At 71.6% G+C, this 17402-nt stretch carries 17 protein-coding genes; 5 read left to right on the top strand and 12 right to left on the bottom strand.

The window, feature by feature from the left end; genetic code table 11:
- Nucleotides 1-4 precede the first annotated feature (4 nt).
- The 6 genes from ACZ4TR_RS28830 to ACZ4TR_RS28805 are packed head-to-tail and all read right to left on the bottom strand — an operon-like array spanning nt 5 to nt 6067.
- Nucleotides 5-505, bottom strand: coding sequence for a phage tail protein (locus ACZ4TR_RS28830; protein ID WP_465290112.1), 501 nt, complete (start codon nt 503-505; stop codon nt 5-7).
- The gene (locus tag ACZ4TR_RS28825; protein ID WP_465290110.1) at nt 502-1974 is read right to left on the bottom strand and encodes a phage tail sheath subtilisin-like domain-containing protein; all 1473 of its coding nucleotides are present in this window, start codon (nt 1972-1974) and stop codon (nt 502-504) included. The genes ACZ4TR_RS28830 and ACZ4TR_RS28825 overlap by 4 nt, the downstream gene beginning before the upstream one ends.
- A gap of 10 nt (nt 1975-1984) precedes the next feature.
- The gene (locus ACZ4TR_RS28820) at nt 1985-2443 is read right to left on the bottom strand and encodes a phage tail protein (protein ID WP_465290108.1); all 459 of its coding nucleotides are present in this window, start codon (nt 2441-2443) and stop codon (nt 1985-1987) included.
- Nucleotides 2444-2462: 19 nt separating this feature from the next.
- On the bottom strand, nt 2463-4751 hold the full coding sequence (locus tag ACZ4TR_RS28815; RefSeq protein ID WP_465290106.1) for a phage tail sheath family protein: 2289 nt from the start codon (nt 4749-4751) through the stop codon (nt 2463-2465).
- 18 nt (nt 4752-4769) lie between these two features.
- A complete protein-coding gene (locus tag ACZ4TR_RS28810) occupies nt 4770-5498 on the bottom strand; it encodes a carboxypeptidase regulatory-like domain-containing protein (protein ID WP_465290104.1) in 729 nt (242 codons plus the stop codon).
- A complete protein-coding gene (locus ACZ4TR_RS28805) occupies nt 5495-6067 on the bottom strand; it encodes a Pvc16 family protein (RefSeq protein ID WP_465290102.1) in 573 nt (190 codons plus the stop codon). The genes ACZ4TR_RS28810 and ACZ4TR_RS28805 overlap by 4 nt, the downstream gene beginning before the upstream one ends.
- A gap of 180 nt (nt 6068-6247) precedes the next feature.
- On the opposite strand from ACZ4TR_RS28805, the gene ACZ4TR_RS28800 reads away from it, so the two are divergent.
- Together ACZ4TR_RS28800 and ACZ4TR_RS28795 are read left to right on the top strand one after the other, a co-directional pair.
- Nucleotides 6248-6454, top strand: a complete 207-nt coding sequence (locus ACZ4TR_RS28800; protein ID WP_465290100.1) for a hypothetical protein — start codon at nt 6248-6250, stop codon at nt 6452-6454.
- 112 nt (nt 6455-6566) lie between these two features.
- Entirely contained in the window at nt 6567-7292 is a 726-nt protein-coding gene (locus ACZ4TR_RS28795; protein WP_465290098.1) for an AfsR/SARP family transcriptional regulator, read from the top strand.
- Between the two features lie 392 nt (nt 7293-7684).
- On the opposite strand, the gene fahA is transcribed toward ACZ4TR_RS28795, so the two are convergent.
- From fahA to ACZ4TR_RS28770, 5 genes are all read right to left on the bottom strand, one after another.
- Nucleotides 7685-8851: a fumarylacetoacetase gene (gene fahA / locus ACZ4TR_RS28790; RefSeq protein WP_465290096.1), complete on the bottom strand. Its 1167-nt coding sequence runs from the start codon at nt 8849-8851 to the stop codon at nt 7685-7687.
- Nucleotides 8848-9678, bottom strand: coding sequence for a hypothetical protein (locus tag ACZ4TR_RS28785; RefSeq protein ID WP_465290094.1), 831 nt, complete (start codon nt 9676-9678; stop codon nt 8848-8850). The genes fahA and ACZ4TR_RS28785 overlap by 4 nt, the downstream gene beginning before the upstream one ends.
- Nucleotides 9645-10844 (bottom strand): cupin domain-containing protein, encoded by a 1200-nt coding sequence (locus tag ACZ4TR_RS28780; RefSeq protein ID WP_465290092.1) that lies wholly within the window; start codon nt 10842-10844, stop codon nt 9645-9647. Before ACZ4TR_RS28780 ends, ACZ4TR_RS28785 begins: the two co-directional genes overlap by 34 nt.
- 170 nt (nt 10845-11014) lie before the next feature.
- Entirely contained in the window at nt 11015-11536 is a 522-nt protein-coding gene (locus ACZ4TR_RS28775; RefSeq protein ID WP_465290090.1) for a MarR family winged helix-turn-helix transcriptional regulator, read from the bottom strand.
- A 196-nt stretch (nt 11537-11732) separates the two neighbouring features.
- On the bottom strand, nt 11733-12500 hold the full coding sequence (locus tag ACZ4TR_RS28770; RefSeq protein ID WP_465290088.1) for an IclR family transcriptional regulator: 768 nt from the start codon (nt 12498-12500) through the stop codon (nt 11733-11735).
- A gap of 104 nt (nt 12501-12604) precedes the next feature.
- Here ACZ4TR_RS28770 and ACZ4TR_RS28765 point away from each other — a divergent pair, with 104 nt between their 5' ends.
- Together ACZ4TR_RS28765 and ACZ4TR_RS28760 are read left to right on the top strand one after the other, a co-directional pair.
- The gene (locus tag ACZ4TR_RS28765) at nt 12605-13384 is read left to right on the top strand and encodes a CoA transferase subunit A (protein ID WP_465290086.1); all 780 of its coding nucleotides are present in this window, start codon (nt 12605-12607) and stop codon (nt 13382-13384) included.
- A gap of 1 nt (nt 13385) precedes the next feature.
- Nucleotides 13386-14018, top strand: coding sequence for a CoA transferase subunit B (locus ACZ4TR_RS28760; protein ID WP_465290084.1), 633 nt, complete (start codon nt 13386-13388; stop codon nt 14016-14018).
- A 13-nt stretch (nt 14019-14031) separates the two neighbouring features.
- Here ACZ4TR_RS28760 and ACZ4TR_RS28755 read toward each other — a convergent pair whose 3' ends face one another.
- Entirely contained in the window at nt 14032-14349 is a 318-nt protein-coding gene (locus ACZ4TR_RS28755; protein WP_465290082.1) for a hypothetical protein, read from the bottom strand.
- Nucleotides 14350-14535: 186 nt separating this feature from the next.
- On the opposite strand from ACZ4TR_RS28755, the gene ACZ4TR_RS28750 reads away from it, so the two are divergent.
- Complete coding sequence (locus ACZ4TR_RS28750) at nt 14536-17346, top strand: AbfB domain-containing protein (protein ID WP_465290081.1); 2811 nt, start codon at nt 14536-14538, stop codon at nt 17344-17346.
- Nucleotides 17347-17402: the final 56 nt, after the last annotated feature.

The following is a 17402-nucleotide window of genomic DNA, read 5'->3' as shown; positions in this document are numbered from 1 at the left end:
TCTCCTAGAGGACGGCCGTCAGGCCCTCGTGGGCGATTTCCAGTGACTCGATCGCGACCGCGTTCTGCTCGCCGTGCAGGTCCGGGCCGGTCCACTTGGCGGCCAGCCCGCCGTGGAAGATCCACGACTTCGCGGGCAGGCCGGCTTCGTCGAGCATGATCACGGCGCCGTCGCGGCGGGCCCCCAGCGAGCCGTGCAGCCCGGCTTCGTACCAGGACCACAGGAGCCGGTCGCGGACCACACCGCGCTTGAGGGTGATCGGGTTCCACGAGTGGCGCAGCGGCAGCCGGTGCACGGAGTCGTTGCGGCCGCCTTCCGCGTACGTCACCACCTCCAGCTGCGCCCCCATCCCGGTGACCTCCTGGAAGGCGCCCCCGGCCACCGCCGGCAGCAGCAGGGCCTGCGCCGGCGGCAGGTACACGTCCGCCGGCGCGAGCGTCACGAGGAAGCGGAACTTGGTCAGCGGCTCGGTCAGCGCGAGCAGCCGGTCGACCGGTGTCGTCACCGCTCGATCACCTCCAGGCCGCGGTCCTGGCCGAGCACGAGCCGCAGCGCGATGAACTCCATGGGCACGGCCGGCGCGACACCGATTTCGCACACGACCTGGCCGGGGTCCTGCTCCGGCGGGTTGTTCGTCTCGTCGCACACCACGCGGAAGGCGTCCTCCGGCCGGCTGCCGGCGAGCGCGCCGGTACGGAACGCTTCCAGCAGCACCGAGGTGATCGCGCGGACCAGCGACAGCCGCAGCTCCGGCGAGTTCACCTCGAACACCAGCGGCGCGGCGGCCCGCCGGATGGCCCGCACCAGCAGGTGCAGCAGCCGGCGGTGGGCGATGTACACCCGCCGCGGGTCGCCCGACAGCGTCCGCCCGCCCCAGACCACGAGACCCCGCCCCCGCACGCACCGCACCAGGTCGATGTTCGCTTCGAACAGGCGGACCTGCTGCGCCTCCGGGTACCCGGCCGCCAGGTCCACGGCGTCCAGCAGCGTGGCGTTCGCCGGGGTGCCCGCGGGGCCCCGCTGGGCGTCGAGCCTGGCGATCAGCCCGGCGACGTGCCCGGACGCCGGCACGGTCCGCAGGCCCGTCCCGTCGAGCGACGGCGCCCGCAGCGGCGGGTGGTACACCGCCGCCGCGGCGAGCAGCGCCTCGTCGCCGAAGTCCGCCAGCGCGCCGGTCCAGGCCGCCACCGCGTCCACTGTGGACACCCAGGGGGGCACGTCGAGCAGCACCAGCCGGTCCAGCAGCGGCGCCACGGCGCCCAGCAGGTCCAGCACCAGGGTCGTGTGCTCGGTGCCGCTCAGGTCGGCGCCGAGGTCCGGCAGGGCCACCAGGGCCGGCTCCGGCAGCTCGGCCTGCGTCACCACCGCGGACGCGTAGTCCGCGCGCCCCGGCGGGCTGTCCGTGCCGCCGGTGAGCGTCAGGTCCCAGGACCGCGAGATCGGCCCGGCCGCCGGAATCGGGTCCGCGGTACCCACCGGAACCACCCGGATGAGCCGGGACGCGGCGATCCGGCCGACGACCTCGCCGGGTGCCAGGCCGGCGAACACCTCCGCCGGCTCGCCCGGCACGAGCACCCGCACGGTGACCACCGGCGGGCCCGCGACGCTGCTCGCCCGGTACCGCACGGTGACGCGGCCACCGTTCGCCCACGCGCCGGGACTCGCTGCCACCACGCGGAAGCCGTCCGTCCACAGTGCACTCGCGAACTCGGCCGGCCCGGACACCCGCAGGACCCACGCCGTCCGGCCCTGGTTCTCGAAGAACCCGCGCAGCGCGTACGGCGTCGCCGACGTGCCGTCCGGCGGGCCGAACGCGCCGACGACGTCGTTCCAGCTCTCGACGCGCACGGGCCGGCCGACCGGGCCACGCCGGGTGCGGCCGAGGAACACGGCCACGTCCGTGCGCAACGGCTCGCCGCCGGTGGCCGCACGCTCGAAGGTCAGGGAAACGCCGGGAAGCGCCGCGCTGGTCATGTCCGCCCGCTCACGCGTCGATCACGAAGCTCTCGACGGCCAGCACGAGCGTCTCCATGGCGATCTCGTTCTTGGTCGCGTTGAACGAAGGTCCGGTGTACTTCGTCGGCCAGGCCCGGTCGAAGTTCCACCGCATGACCTCTTGGCGGTTCTCGTCGAGCATCACGATCGAGCCGGCCGTGCGCCGCACGCGGCCGTCGAGGGCTTCCTTCACCCAGTTCCAGAAGCCGACGTGGCCGGTGACCCCGCGCTTGAACGTCAGCGCGCTCGGGGCCTTCTTCAGCCCCACGAGCTTGCGGACGGTGATGTCCTCGCTGCCGGTGCGGTACTCGATCACCGGCAGTTCCACGTCCAGCCCGCTGGCTTCGGTGAACGATCCGCTCACCGAAACGCCGTCGTCGCTGACGTTGGTCACGATGACCAGGAAGTTATACGCGGCATACGGGTCGTCCCGCGTCACAGGGGGCATTTGCGTTGCCTTTCAGTGGTCAGACGAGCTGGGGCTCGCGGGTCTTCTGCTGGATCCGGAAGATCACGAACTCCGCCGGGAACACGGGCGCCACCCCGATCACGCAGATGAGCCGTCCGTTGGCGATGTCGTCGTCGGTCATCGTGGTGCGGTCGCAGTGGACGAAGAACGCCTCGTCCGCGGTCGTGCCGGCGAGCGCGCCGCTGCGCCAGACCGTGGCGAGGAAGTTCGCGACCGTCTGCCGCACCAGGGCCCAGAGCGGCTCGTCGTTCGGCTCGAACACGACCCACTGCGTGCCCTCGTCGATCGACTCCTCGAGGAACAGGAAGAGCCGGCGTACGTTGACGTACTTCCACGAGGTGTCCGACGACAGCGTGCGCGCGCCCCACACCCGCTGGCCGAGGCCGGGGAAGAACCGCAACGCGTTGATCCCCCGGGGGTTCAGGACGTCCTGGTGCCGCTTGGTGACGTCCTGGGCGATGCCGTCGGCCGGCCGGATGCCGCGGATGACCGCGTTGGCCGGCGCCTTGTGCACCCCGCGCTCGGTGTCGGTGCGGGCGTAGATGCCGATGATGTGCCCGGACGGCGGCGCCTCGACGAACTGGCCGGTCGAGGGGTCGTTGACCACCAGCCACGGGTAGTACAGCGCCGCGTACTTGGTGTCGAACGCCTCGCGGAACGCCTGGATGCCCTCGATGTCGAGGCCGTCCTGCGGGTCCAGGACGGCGAAGCGGTCCTTCAGTTGCTCGCAGTGGGTCACGAGCGCCGACTCGACCGTGCCGGCCCACACGCCGGGCACCGCGCAGATCGCGACCTCGTCGATGTCCTCCAGCGCCACGATGCCGGTGCGCTTGCCGCTTCCGCCGTCCGTGCCGACGAAGTCCGCGACCGCGAGCCCGTCGAACGCGTCCGTGCCTTCGTCGGCGAGGCTGATCCAAGAGCCGGTGGCGGGGGTGGGGAAGGCCGCGGGATCGGCGGCGAGATCTTCGAGGGCGGTCGCCCGGACCAGCCGCGACCGGCTCGCCAAGGCCCCCACCACGGTCCCCGGGGCCTCCCCGGTCAGGCGCAGGTTCGGGAACGTCTCGGTCGTCGAGCCGCCGCCGGGGTCGGCGAACCGGGTTTCCACGGTGGCCTCGACGAGCGCGAGCCGGTCGTTTTCGAGGATCTCCTCCGGCACGCCGGCGTCGGCCGCGAAGGGCTCCAGCTCGACGAGCTCCCCGGCCACCGAGCGGACGCGCAGGGCGGTGAGCCCGGTGCCGGTGTCGAGCTGGGTGACCGCGCCCTCGTACAGCCGGTTCGCGCCGCCGATCCGCAGGGTCAGCGGCCGGCCCGGATCGGCGTCGGCGGCGCGGCCCGACCGCACCACGCGCACGGCGAGGCCGGGCTGCCACAGGGCGTGCCGGGTGCCCTCGGCCAGGGTCAGCTCCAGGTGGCCGTCCGCGGTGGCCACGCCGACCACCGGGAACCGCCGCGGGCCGATCAGGATCCGGAACGGCGGGGTGAGCGCGTCCAGCCCGGCCGCCGCGTCCACCCGGAGCGTGGCGCTGTCCGCCGGGGACTCCTCGGCGACCCGGGTGGTGATCAGCGCGCCCTGGTCCGGAGCGGGCAGCACCGGGAGGGTGGCGCTCACCGACGGCTGGATCCGCACCTGGACCGTCCGGCCCCAGGAGCCGGGGCTCGACGCGGCGAACCGCAGGGTCTCGGCCTCGGGGCGGTCCCCGGCCTGGACGTAGTCGCCGCGAGCCACCTTCACCGGCTCGGTCGGTCCCGCGTCGAGCTGGACCCGGCCGGTGGCCGTGCTGTAGCCGGTGATCGTCGCGGCACCGATCGCGGCGCCGGTGTCACCGCGGAAGAACCCGATCTCGTCCGTGCCGGTGAACCCGATCAGGTGCGTGAGGGTCAGCGTGGTGGCGCCGGCCGCCGCGTCCTGCGCGATCAGGCTGACCCGGCCTCGGCGGAGGGTGCCGGAGGCGGGCTCGGCGGCGCCGCTGACGACGCGCTTGACGTAGAGGCGCTGTCCACCGTTGTCGAAGAAGCCCTTGACCGCCAAGGGGAACAGCCACCAGCGGCCGCCCTCGCCCGGGTTCTCGGCCCAGGCGTCGCGGATCGCCGGGTCCGGCTCGGGCAGGAACCCGCCGAAGGTCGTCTGGTACTCCAGGAAGTTCGTGACCAGCTTCGGTTTCCCGGTGGTCGGGCCGCGCTGGGTGACCCCGACCATGCCCGCCGTGCTGGTGCTCACCCCCGCGATCGGCCGTGGCCCCGCGTCGACCTCCTCGACGTAGACGCCGGGGCTCAGGTACTCGGGCATGGCTTGGCTCCTTCTCTGCTACTGCTGGACGATTTCGATGACGTGCCGGCGGTCCCGCTCGGCGGGCAGCCGGACGTCCAGCGCCCCGGCCCGGCCCGGCCGCTCGGTGGCCGTGAGGTGGAAGATCCGCACGGGCGGCGGTCCGGTGACCGGCTCGCCCTCCCAGCGCAGCGCGAGCCGGAACGCGCCGTCGAGGTTGGTGAGGGTCCGCTCCAGCCATCCGACGCCGTCCCGGATCGTGGTGCCGCTCGCCTCGACCAGCGCGTTCGCCACCGGTGCCCGGGTGACGGCGTCGACCACGACGCCGTAGACCGTGCGGATGCCTGGCCCGTACGGGAACGCGACGCCGGGCAGCAGCCGGACCAGCCTCGGCTCGCTGCCGGCGGCGGGTGGCTGCGCGTCGTCGTACGGGTACGCGGTGAACTCGATCCCGGTGAGGCCCGCGTCGAAGTCCGCGCCGTCCGCCGGGTACAGCGGCGCGAGGCCGATGGCGGAGAACCGGACGCGGAACCGCTCCGGCTCGGCACCCGGCCCCCGGCGGCGGCCGAGCTCCGGATAGGCGATCGCGGCGCTCGGCGTCCGGATCGCCGGCGTGTCCTGCGGCACCCAGACGTTCCCGTCCGGGTCGAAGCGGTCCAGCTCGGTGGCGACGTCGGCGGCCCGCGCGCGCTGGGCGAACTCGTCGAACGGCACGAACCACGCCGGGCTGTGCAGGACGGAGGTCTCGACCGGGTAGTAGTGGCTCATGGGAGCGGCGCCCCGCTGATCGTCCGGCTCCGCACGAGGCGGAGCTCGGCGACGTCGAGGGAGTCGAGGTTGACGACCCGGACCTCGTAGTTGAGGGACAGCCGGTACGGCTTCTGGATCGCGTACCAGATCCACGACTTCTGGTCGAGCGTCAGCGGCGTCAGCGTGAACTGCAGCGCCTCCGTGGTGCCCGCCAAGCTGCCCGTCAGCTCCTCGCCGGACCAGATCGCGTCGTCGTAGAAGACCTGCAGGGCGCGGCCGATCATCTGGTGCTGGGTCTCCTGGTTGCCACCCCACGGGGTGATCAGGTAGCGCAGCAGCAGCGCCATCGGCGGTTTGCGGCTCGTGGGCGCGGACGGCGGCAGCGAGCGGACCGGCGGCCGGTTGCGCGAGGTCGGATCTTCCGCGATCTCGTACAGGAAGACGGTGAGCGCGGCCTGGCTCGGCCGGTCCTCGAGGTCGCTCAGCATCGCCTTCGGCGGGTCGTTCGGATCGAGCGTGCGCAGCGCCTCGCCGAGCCTTTCCACGATGATCGTCGAAACGTCGGCGACGACCCCGAAATCGCCCATGCCATTTCCTCCCCGGTGGCCCGCCGGGAGGTGGCTCCGGCGTACCGGGGCGCAGCATCGCAGGGGTGGCGTGGCAGGACCGCGATCGGCGCGTCGCACCGGCGTCACGGCGGCGTTGCCCGGACGGGCGTTGACGTGCCCGCGACGGGGTGGTGACACACCGGCGCGCATCCTGCGGTGGTGGAGCCACCCGAGGAGCGTTCCGGCAGCATGGTCCTCCGTGCGTGGCTGGAAGGCGGCGAGCCCGACGCCCTCCGGGTCCGCATCCTCTCCACGATCGGCCCCACCGAGGCCAAGCAGCTGGCGGTGACGTCCCCGGAGGCGGTGCTCGAGGCCGTCCGGGCCTGGCTGGAAGACCTCGGATCAGGCCCGATGACGTTTTCGTGACGCCCTGTTGACGCCGCACCGGCGATAATCGCGGTAACGTTTCGCACCGGGGTCGCGAATTGCTCAACGGTGGGGTCGATCCGATCGGTGCCGGGCATAGGTTGGGGAGCCGATGCGCACTGGAGAAACGCAGATCGTGACACTGCGGCTGTTGAAGGGTTTCGCGCTGCTCGTGGACGACGACCGCGTGGCGCTGTCGTCGAGCGCGCAGCGGCTGCTCGCGTTCCTGGCACTGCAGGACCGGCCTCGGACGAGAACCTACGTGGCGAGAACGCTGTGGCCGGAGGCGCCGACGCCGCGGGCCAACGCGAACCTGCGCTCGTCGCTGTGGCGCGCGTCGCGCACCGGCCATCGGGTGATCGACGCGTCGGTGCAGGAGATGGCGCTGGCGGGCAACATCACCGTCGACATCCACGACGCGGTCGCCAGCGCGCACCGCCTGCTCGACCGGTCCTGCGGGTGCGACGACATCCTGGACCGCCGGACCCGCGACGACCTGTCGGCCGACCTGCTGCCCGAGTGGTCGGACAACGAGTGGGTGCTCCTGGAACAGGAGCAGTACCACCAGCTGCGGCTGTATGCGTTGGAGGCCATGGCAAAGCGCCTCACGACGGCGGGCAGGCACGGCGAGGCGGTGGCGGCCGGGCTGGCCGCGGTGCGCGCGGAACCGTTGCGCGAGAGCGCGCACCGCGTTCTCATCGACGCGCACCTGGCCGCCGGCAACCGGGCGTCGGCCCGGCACCAGTACGAGCAGTGCCGGCGCACGCTGCTCGAAGAACTGGGACTCGAACCATCGGACGCCCTGCGCGGCCTCCTGCCGGACACTTCGGCGCACTGACCGCCGAATTCCGTTAATTGCGGACGGTGATCATTACCGGAATAGCGCGGAGCGATCTTTGCGCGGATTGTCGGCGACCGATCGCGGTTTTACGGCGAATTCGCCGTGAACCGGGTCGGCGCCGACGAGATCCGCGTTTGGGGGACGCGGGTGGGCGCGGCCCGGACGTCATGAACGAGTCGTTCACGACGTCGCCGCGCCGCCGAGCCCAAGCCGGTCGCGCAGGCCCGAGCTTGCGTGCAGTGAATGACTCATTCCTGGCGCCGGACGCCAGGAATGAGTCATTCACTGCATCGGAGGCGACCCGGCGCGGGGTCAGGCAACCGGCCTCGCGTGGCGCCGAAGCCAGGCGAGGCCGACCCGGTGAGGTCGCGGCACACCGGTTCCGCAGGTCAGCCGGCCGGGAGGATCCTTCCGCGGACCTCGCCGAAGCCGATGCGTGAGCCGTCCGCGCCCGGGGCCGTGCCCGTGATCACCACCTCGTCGCCGTCGAGGAGGAAGCTGCGCTCCTCGCCCTTGACCGTCAGGGGTTCCTTGCCGCCCCAGCTCAGCTCGAGGAACGCGCCGCGCTGGTGCTTCTCCGGGCCCGAGATCGTGCCGGAGCCGTACAGGTCGCCGGTGCGGGACGACGCGCCGTTGATCGTCAGGTGGGCCAGCATCTGCGCCGGTGACCAGTACATCTCGCGGTACGGCGGGCGGCTGACCTCTTCGCCGTTCCACTCCACGACCAGCTCGACGTCCAGCCCCCACGGGCGGCTCTCCCGCAGGTACGGCAGCGGCTCCGGGTCCTGGCCCGGCAGCGGGATCCGGGCGGCTTCCAGCGCGAGGATCGGGACGACCCACGCCGAGACCGACGTCGCGAAGCTCTTGCCCAGGTTCGGGCCCAGCGGCACGTACTCCCAGGCCTGGATGTCGCGCGCGGACCAGTCGTTGAGCAGCACCGCGCCGAAGACGTGCCGCGCGAAGTCGTCCGGGGCGATCGGGGTGTTCAGCGGCGTGCCCGTGCCGACGACGAAGCCCAGTTCCGCCTCGATGTCCAGGCGGGTGCTCGGGCCGAACACCGGCGCCGGGTCGCCCTTGCGCTGGCCGCTCGGGCGGACGATGTCCGTGCCCGAGACCAGGATCGTCCCCGCGCGGCCGTGGTAGCCGACCGGCAGGTGCTTCCAGTTGGGCAGCAGCGGTTCCGCGTCCGGCCGGAACAGCCGCCCGACGTTGGACGCGTGGTGCTCCGACGCGTAGAAGTCGACGTAGTCCGCGACCTCGAACGGCAGGCGCAGCGTGACGCTGTCCACCGCGTGCACGGCGTCGTCCGGGACCTCGCCCGTCACGAGCTCGGTCACCCGCGACCGGACGGCCACCCAGCGGTCGTACCCCTGCGCCATGAACGGGTTCAGCGACGGCGCGGCGAAGACGTCGTCGCCCAGCGCGCGAGCCAGGTCGAGCACGGAGTCCCCGACCCGGACGCCGACGCGCGGGGCGTCCCCGCCGGCGGAGAACACGCCGTAGGGCAGGTTGGCGAGCCCGAACGGGGAACCGGCGGGGATGTCGATCGTGGTCATGCCTCTCCTCGGGGCAGCAGGCCGAGGGCGGCCAGCTCGGTCAGGGGGTCGGTGATGCTGCAGGTGCCGAAGGACGTGAACCGAGCGCGGACGTCCGGGCTGAGCTCGCGGACGGCGGCGGCGACCACCGCGCCGTCGCGCTCGGCGAGCAGGGCTTCACAGCGGTCCGGGTCGGCGGCCGCGAGCAGCAGGTTGAGGAAGCCGTGCTGCTCGAACCCGGTCTCCGGGTCGGTGTTGCGCAGCGCGTGGTGCAGCCCGGCGGTGGCCTTGAACGGCACCCCGGCCTCGACGGCGGCCCGGATCGACGCGGCCAGCTCGGCCTCGCCGGGGTACAGGTCCGCGCGGACGCCGCCGGTGCGGAACTTCGCGCGGTGGCCCGTTCCCGCGAGCGCCCGCAGGAGCGCCCCGCGGCGGTCGTCCCGCGGGATCTCGACGTACACCGGCGCGGTGGCGGCGGAAATCGCGTCGAGCATCTCGTCCGGCGCCAGGCCGTCCGGCACGGCGATCTCCAGGGCACGCAGGTCCACCGGCAGCGTCTTGACGGCCTCGAGCACGGCCGGCAGCCGGTCAGGGCCGCCGGGCAGCGTCACCGCGACCGGCAGTGGCGTCTCGCGCGGCCCGAGCAGGTCGCCCAGCGCGTCGAGGGCCGGGGCGGCGAGCACCAGCGGGCCGACGAGGTCGGTGTACCAGGCCCGCTCGTAGGCGTCGTGCGCGGCGATCGCGTCCGGCAGGGGCGCCAGGCCGGGCGGGAACACCGCGGCGTCGTCGCAGAGGCCGGCGAAGAGCGCGGGGATCACGCGACCGGCCCCCGTCCGGCCCAGGTCCACGCGTAGCCGGGGTCTTCGCTCGCCAGGCCGCCTTCGCCGAGTTCGAGCGGGCGGAAGGTGTCGACCATGACGGCCAGCTCGTCGAAGAACTCCGCGCCGAGGGAGCGTTCGACCGCGCCGGGCTGCGGGCCGTGGCTGTGCCCACCCGGGTGCAGGCTGATCGAGCCCTGCGTGATGCCGGATCCCTTGCGGGCCTCGTAGTTCCCGCCGCAGTAGAACATCACCTCGTCGGAGTCCACATTGGAGTGGTAGTACGGCACCGGCACCGCGAGGGGGTGGTAGTCGACCTTGCGCGGGACGAAGTTGCAGATGACGAAGTTGTGGCCTTCGAAGACCTGGTGCACGGGCGGCGGCTGGTGCACGCGGCCGGTGATCGGCTCGAAGTCGGCGATGTTGAACGTGTACGGGTAGAGGAACCCGTCCCAGCCGACGACGTCGAAGGGGTGCGTCGGATAGACGTACCGGGTGCCGGTGATGCCGCGCGAGCCGCGGTGCTTGACCAGCACGTCGACGTCCTCGCCCTCGGCCAGGAACGGCTCTTCGGGCCCGTGCAGGTCGCGCTCGCAGTACGGCGCGTGCTCCAGCAGCTGGCCGAAGCGGGACAGGTAGCGCTTCGGCGGCGTGATGTGCGAGTTCGCTTCGATGACGTACGCGCGCAGCGGCTCGTCTCCGGCCGGCACCCAGCGGTGCGTGGTGGCGCGCGGCAGGATCACGTAGTCGCCCTGACGGGCGTCCAGCACGCCGAACACCGTCTCGACCCGCGCCTGGCCGGACTCGACGTACACGCACTCGTCGCCGACGGCGTTGCGGTAGAGCGGAGACGCCTCCCCCGCCGCGACGTAGGAGATGCGCACGTCGCCGTTGCCCAGGACGAGCCGCCGGCCGGTGACGACGTCGGCGCTCTTCCAGTCCTGGCCCGCGAACAGCTCGTGCAGCTTCAGGTGGCGTGGCAGGAGCGGGCGGTTCTCGGTGAGCGTCTGGTCCGGCAGCTCCCACGGCGTCGCGCCGACGATCGCCGACGGCACCCCGCGGTGGTAGAGCAGCGACGAGTCCGACGAGAAGCCCTCCTCGCCCATCAGCTCCTCGGAGTACAGCCCGCCCTCGGGCGTGCGGTGCTGGGTGTGCCGCTTCGGCGGGATGGTCCCCGCTCGGCGGTAGTACGCCATGGTTCGCCTCCTGACCGATCCGGCCAATGTAGTTCACGTATTTACTATCTTCTGGGCAGAGTAGTCCGCCGCCCGCCCGGCCGGAAGGGTCAGCCGCGCCGGCGGGGCCGCAGTTCCCCGCTCAGCGCCGGCTCCGCGAACGGACGACACCACCGGCCCGCGGATCGCCCCTAGCGGCGGCTGCGGGTGTCGGCCGCCGTGCGGCCGGTGATCAGCTTGCCCAGCAGCATCACCAGGATCCGCTGCTCCTCCTCGGTGAGGGCGTCCGTCCAGCCGAACTCGCGCTCGTTGTGCTCCCGGAACACCGAAACCATCTCTTCGCGGCCGGCCGGCGTCAGCGACAGCTGGACCGAACGGCCGTCACGCTCGTCCGGGACGCGGTCGAGCAGCCCGTCCGCGACGAGCGGCTTCATCAGGTTGGACACCGCAGCCCGGCTCATCCCGGTGAGCCGGGCGGCGCTCTTCGGCTCCAGCGGCCCGGCCAGCCAGACCACGAACAGCAGCCGGAACGCCGACCATGACCGGCCGCGCGGCCGGTGCACCGCGGCCTCCAGGTCGTAGGTGACCAGGTCCGAGGCCCGGTTGAGGGTCAGCAGTACCTCGGTGGCCAACTGGTGGCGGAAGCCGTACTCCGTCGCGAGGCGGCGGTTGGCCAGCTCGACGAACGACCAGAAGTCCAGCTCCTCTTCCATCGGAGCACCCTAACAAATAGTCAATCTCGAAACTGGTTGCGCTGGCGCATCGGCCGCACAGAGCCGAGACCCGAGCAACCCAGCCCCAACCGCACGCAACCCAGGCCCCCGCAACCCCGATCCGAAGCCAGAACACGGCCGGGCTTCGGGGTTACGGAGACCAAATCGGCGGGGCTTGGCGGCCCGGCAGCCGGCCTCAGCCACGCGTTTGCCCACGCGCCAAGGTTTCCGACAGCGCGTGAGCCTCCCGCAGCAACAAAGCCCCCAGCTGCGGAATCCGCTCACCCCCGAACCGATGCGCAACGCCAGTCAAAGTAAGCGCCCACCGCGGCGCCCCACCCTGATCGAACACCGCCGCCGCAAGCCCCCAGCTCCCCTCCACCACCAGCCCCGGATTAACCGCATACCCCTGCATCCGAGTCGCCGCGATATGCCGCCGAATCTCACCGGCCGAGTGCTGCGGCCCATGGGTCGCAGCCAGATCCACCCGCCCGAGATACTCCTCGACCTCCCGATCAGGCAGATGAGCAAGCACCACCATCCCGGCCGAAACAACCCCCAGCGGAAACCGCGCCCCTTCGAAGAGAACATGACTCCGGATGGGAAAAGCGCCATCCTCCCGAATAAGACAGATCGTCTCTTCCCCGCGCCGAGCCGAGAAGAACGCACTCTCCCCCGTAGCCAAGGCGAGCCGCCGAACCACCGGCAGAGCAGCCTCCGTCACGTCATAGCGCCGAGCCGCGGCCACACCGAGGAAGTACAGCTCCGGCCCCAAGACCCAGTGATCGATCTCCCGCTCCACCAACCCGACGCTCTGCAACGACGTCAGCAACCGATGCACGGTCGGCCGCGGCAGCCCGGCTTCCCGGGCGACGGCGGTCGTCGTCGCCCCACCGGGCTCGTGAACCGCGACCGCGCGCAACGCCCGATGAGTCCGCCCGACGAGGTCTACCGGTGTGTCCACTCAGTGAACACTAACCTACCCAAGTCGACCGTGAGACGAACAACCACCTGGTCAAGCGCGTTCACTGGTTGACCACCTCACAGAGATCGAGTCTGATGGCGGCCATGGACAAGGTGATCGTCTCGGCCGCGGAGGCCGTCGCCGACATCCCCGACGGCGCCACCCTCGCGGTGGGCGGCTTCGGGATGTGCGGTGTGCCCGCCGTTCTCGTCCACGCGCTGTTCGAGGCGGGGACCGCGGACCTCGAAGTGGTTTCGAACAACGCCGGCGTCGACGGCTGGGGCCTGGGGATCCTGCTCGGCGCCGGGCGCCTGCGCCGGGTCGTCGCCTCCTACGTCGGGGAGAACAAGGAGTTCGCGCGCCAGTACCTCGGCGGCGAGCTCGAGGTCGAGCTGACCCCGCAGGGCACGCTCGCCGAACGGCTGCGCGCCGGCGGCTCCGGCATCCCCGCGTTCTTCACCGCCACCGGGGCAGGCACCCAGGTCGCCGACGGCGGCCTGCCGTGGAAGTACGACGCCGCCGGCACCGTCGAGAAGGCGAGCCCGCAGAAGCAGAAGCAGAGCTTCGACGGCAAGGAGTACGTCCTCGAGCGCGCGATCGTCGCCGACTTCGGGCTGGTCCGCGCGTGGCGCGGCGACCGGCACGGGAACCTCGTCTTCAAGGACGCGGCCCGCAACTTCAACCCGCTGGCCGCGATGTCCGGCCGCGTCACGATCGCCGAGGTCGAGCAGCTGGTCGAGCCCGGCGAGCTCGACCCGAACGACGTCCACCTGCCGGGCGCGTACGTGCACCGCGTGGTGGCGCTGACGCCGGAGCAGGCCGCGGACAAGCCGATCGAAAAGCGCACTGTGCGCGCCTCGCGCACCGGAACGGAGGCCGGCTGACATGGCGTGGAACCGCGACGAGATGGCCGCCCGCGCCGCCGGTGAGCTGCGCGACGGCGACTACGTCAACCTCGGGATCGGCCTGCCGACCCTGGTGCCCAACCACGTGCCCGACGACGTCGAGCTCGTGCTGCAGTCGGAGAACGGCATCCTCGGCGTGGGGCCGTACCCGGAAGAGGACGCCGTCGACCCGGACCTGATCAACGCGGGCAAGGAAACCGTCACCGTCCGGAAGGGCGCGTCGTTCTTCGACTCGGCGTTGTCCTTCGGGATGATCCGCGGCGGCAAGATCGACGCGGCCATCCTCGGCGCGATGCAGGTCTCCGCGGCGGGCGACCTCGCGAACTGGATGATCCCGGGCAAGATGGTCAAGGGCATGGGCGGCGCGATGGACCTGGTCCACGGCGCGAAGAAGGTCATCGTGCTGATGGAGCACGTCGCACGCGACGGCTCGCCCAAGATCGTCGACGAGTGCACGCTCCCCTACACCGGCCGCGGCGTCGTCCAGCGGATCATCACCGACCTGTGCGTCCTCGACGTCACCGCCGACGGGCTCGAGCTCGTCGAACTCGCCCCGGGCGTGGATTTCGAGCAGGTGCAGAGGCAGACCGTGCCGCGGATCCGCGTGCCCTGAGCCGGGCGCCGGCTCAGCGCGCGTTCTGGTGCTCGGAGCCGGTATCGAAATGGCGGTCGAGGTATCGCTCCGGCGGCAGCCGGCTGTCGCGCAGCAGCGAGAACACCTCTGTACCGGGCTGCAGGACTTCCTCCCCGGTCGCGTAGGCCTGCGCGAGCCCGAGGTAGGTCACCCCGCTGTTCGCCGCGTACTCCCCGGCCTCCGCCTCGGCCCGGACCAGGGCCGTGGGGAAGTCGGCCGCCCGCCACACCGTGATCCGCTCTTCGTACGGCCGCCCCCCGGCTTCGGTCCACTGGAAGACGCACCGCACCGCGTACCACTCATCCGCCATGACGCCATCTTCTCCGGCCGGTCCGAGAAGCGACTCAACCCCGGGCGGCCGTCGCGCGTGTGAACGACGGACACCGCCGACCGAGTGTTGATTCTCTGGTGGTTTCTGAGTTGTTACGTTTGTCTGTGTTCCGTGTTATGTTCGATTTTCGAGCCCGCGGTAGTGCGTCCCCGCCCGAGGAGTCCGATGCGCCGTCTCGCCGTCCTGGTTCTCGCGCTGCTCTGCACGATCCCCTCGGCGCCGGCGGCGAGCGCCGCCGTCGCGCCCAAGCCGCCGCCCCTGTCGACGCCGTGGACCTCGCAGGTCAGCACCACCGATCCGCTGCCCGAATACCCGCGCCCGCAGATGACGCGGCCCGACTGGCAGTCGCTCAACGGGGAGTGGGAGTTCCTCAACCCCGCCACCGGCGCGGGCGGCAGCGTCGACCGCTACGCCGCGCCGCCCCTCGGCCAGACGCTGCCCGAGCGCATCCTCGTGCCCTACCCCGTCGAGTCGGCGCTGTCGGGCATCATGCGCAACGACAACCGCGACCTGATGTTCTACCGCCGCACCTTCACCGTGCCGCAGGCCTGGGCCGGCCGGCACGTGCAGCTGCACTTCGGCGCCGTCGACTACGAAGCCACCGTGTGGGTCAACGGCGTCCAGGTCGCTACCCACAAGGGCGGCTACGACCGGTTCGAGGCCGACGTCACCGCCCAGCTGAACGGCGGCACCAACGAAATCGTCGTCCGCGTTTACGACCCGACCGACGGCCGCGGTGAGAAGCAGCCGCTGGGCAAGCAGCTCAACAACCCCGCGGGCATCTTCTACACACCGACGTCCGGGATCTGGCAGACCGTCTGGCTCGAGCCGACCGCGCCGACGTCGATCTTCTCCGTCGACGTCTACCCCAACCTCGCGAACAACACCGCCCGCGTGCGGGTGTTCGGCCGTGGCGACGTCGGCGGGTACTCCGTGCTCGCCGAGGCGGTGACCGGCGGCGCCGTCGTGGGCAGCGCGACCGGCGGCTTCACGGAGTTCTCCGTGCCGGTGCCGGACGCGCGGCGGTGGTCACCCGACGACCCGTTCCTCTACGACCTGCGGGTGTCGCTGCGCAACGCCGCGGGGACGACGGTCGACCAGGTCGTCAGCTACTTCGGCATGCGCGAGGTCGGCACCAAGAACGTCAACGGCGTGGTGCGCCCGACGCTCAACGGCGAGTTCCTGTTCCAGATCGGCACGCTGGACCAGGGTTTCTGGCCCGACGGCCTGTACACCGCGCCGACCGACGACGCGCTGGCGTCCGACCTGCGCAAGCACAAGGACCTCGGCTTCAATATGGTCCGCAAGCACATCAAGGTGGAGCCGGCGCGGTGGTACTACTGGGCCGACCGCCTCGGATTGCTGGTGTGGCAGGACATCCCGTCGACGCTGAGCACCGACTCCAGCCGGACCCCGGCGCAGATCGCCGAGTTCGAGACCGAAGCCCGCGAGATCGTCGACGAACACCGCTTCTCCCCCGCCGTCGTGACCTACGTGCCCTTCAACGAAGGCTGGGGCGAGTGGAACCTGGACGACACCAAGCGGGTCACGACCAGCCTGGAGAGCTACGACCCGACCCGGTTGATGAACCCGCACAGCGGCATCAACTGCTGTTCCGCCAAGGGTGACCCGGGCACCGGTGACCTCCTCGACTGGCACGTCTACACCGGACCGGACGCACCCCGGCCGACCGCGACCCGGGCGTCCGTGCTCGGCGAGTTCGGCGGGCTCGGGCTGCGCAGCCCCGGCCACGAATACAGTCCCAACGGCCAGTTCTTCGCCTACGAGCAGATGACGAGCGCCGAGCAGCTCAACGACCGCTACACCGGCATGGTCCGGGACGTCCGGCAGCTGATGACCGCCAAGGGCGTCTCGGCGTCCGTCTACACCGAGATCACCGACGTCGAAGGGGAATACAACGGCCTGTACACCTACGACCGGCGGGTGCAGAAGGTCGACACCGCCCGCGTCCGCGCGGCGCACGCCGACCTGATCGCCGCGTCGAAGAACCTGAACGCCGCCGTGCCGCTGACGCTCGGGCACGTCCGGTCGTTCCGGGTGACCACCCCCGGGTTCACCGACCGGTACCTGCGGCACGCGGACTCCTTCGCCCGCACCGACGTCCTGACCACAGGCAGCACCGACGGAGCGCGGCAGGACGCCTCGTTCCGGACCGTCACCGGGCTCGCGGACCCGCGCTGCTTCTCGTTCGAATCCGTCGACTTCCCCGGCAAGTACCTGCGCCACGCCGACGGCCGGGTCCGCATCGACGGCGACACCGGCGGGACGTTCGCCGCCGACGCCACCTGGTGCACCCGGCCGGGACTCGCCGCCGGCGGGACGTCGTTCGAGGCGCTGAACCTCCCCGGCCGGTACCTGCGGCACTACAACGACAACGTGTACCTGGCCCAGAGCGGCGGCCCGAATCCTTGGGACACCGCAACGAGCTTCGCCGCCGACACGACGTGGAACGTCTCGGCGCCGGCCCTGTGGCGCAGTTCGGTTCCCCTCGCCGTCAACGCGCGGCAGTCGCTGCGGGTGACGACGTGGGGGTACACCGACCGGTACCTGCGGCACTCCGGCGGCCTCGCCTACACCGCGGTCGTGAACAGCGGCAGCAGTGCGTTGCTCAAGCAGGACGCCACCTACACCGTGCGGCGCGGGCTCGCTGACTCTTCGTGCTACTCCTTCGAGTCGGTGAACTACCCCGGGCAGTTCCTGCGCCACCAGGACGGCCGCGTCCGCAACTCACCGGACGACGGCACGGCCCTGCTGCGCGCCGACGCGACGTTCTGCGCCCGGCCCGGTCTTGGCGGCACGGGCGTGACGTTCGAGTCGCTGAACATCCCTGGCGCGTTCCTACGGCACTTCGACTCCCAGGTCCACATCGCTTCGGGCGGCGGCACGGGTTCCGACCGGCCCCAGACGGTGACGGCCGACAGCAGCTGGACCGTCGCAGCACCCTGGGCCCCGTAAGCCCGTTGCCCCGGGTACCGGAATCCGGTGTATTTCCGGACCGGTCCGCGGCTCCG

It is taken from the genome of Amycolatopsis sp. NPDC028719, from assembly GCF_055565395.1.
The sequence above is the reverse complement of the archived record's forward strand: the minus strand, read 5'-3'. Positions and strand labels throughout refer to the sequence as shown.

What these genes read in the sequence shown, in the direction of transcription:
- ACZ4TR_RS28825 (WP_465290110.1), bottom strand. Translation starts at nt 1,974, where the DNA reads ATGACCAGCGCGGCGCTTCCCGGCGTTTCCCTGACCTTCGAGCGTGCG.
- ACZ4TR_RS28820 (WP_465290108.1), bottom strand. Translation starts at nt 2,443, where the DNA reads ATGCCCCCTGTGACGCGGGACGACCCGTATGCCGCGTATAACTTCCTG.
- ACZ4TR_RS28815 (WP_465290106.1), bottom strand. Translation starts at nt 4,751, where the DNA reads ATGCCCGAGTACCTGAGCCCCGGCGTCTACGTCGAGGAGGTCGACGCG.
- ACZ4TR_RS28810 (WP_465290104.1), bottom strand. Translation starts at nt 5,498, where the DNA reads ATGAGCCACTACTACCCGGTCGAGACCTCCGTCCTGCACAGCCCGGCG.
- ACZ4TR_RS28805 (WP_465290102.1), bottom strand. Translation starts at nt 6,067, where the DNA reads ATGGGCGATTTCGGGGTCGTCGCCGACGTTTCGACGATCATCGTGGAA.
- ACZ4TR_RS28795 (WP_465290098.1), top strand. Translation starts at nt 6,567, where the DNA reads ATGCGCACTGGAGAAACGCAGATCGTGACACTGCGGCTGTTGAAGGGT.
- fahA (WP_465290096.1), bottom strand. Translation starts at nt 8,851, where the DNA reads ATGACCACGATCGACATCCCCGCCGGTTCCCCGTTCGGGCTCGCCAAC.
- ACZ4TR_RS28780 (WP_465290092.1), bottom strand. Translation starts at nt 10,844, where the DNA reads ATGGCGTACTACCGCCGAGCGGGGACCATCCCGCCGAAGCGGCACACC.
- ACZ4TR_RS28775 (WP_465290090.1), bottom strand. Translation starts at nt 11,536, where the DNA reads ATGGAAGAGGAGCTGGACTTCTGGTCGTTCGTCGAGCTGGCCAACCGC.
- ACZ4TR_RS28765 (WP_465290086.1), top strand. Translation starts at nt 12,605, where the DNA reads ATGGACAAGGTGATCGTCTCGGCCGCGGAGGCCGTCGCCGACATCCCC.
- ACZ4TR_RS28760 (WP_465290084.1), top strand. Translation starts at nt 13,386, where the DNA reads ATGGCGTGGAACCGCGACGAGATGGCCGCCCGCGCCGCCGGTGAGCTG.
- ACZ4TR_RS28755 (WP_465290082.1), bottom strand. Translation starts at nt 14,349, where the DNA reads ATGGCGGATGAGTGGTACGCGGTGCGGTGCGTCTTCCAGTGGACCGAA.
- ACZ4TR_RS28750 (WP_465290081.1), top strand. Translation starts at nt 14,536, where the DNA reads ATGCGCCGTCTCGCCGTCCTGGTTCTCGCGCTGCTCTGCACGATCCCC.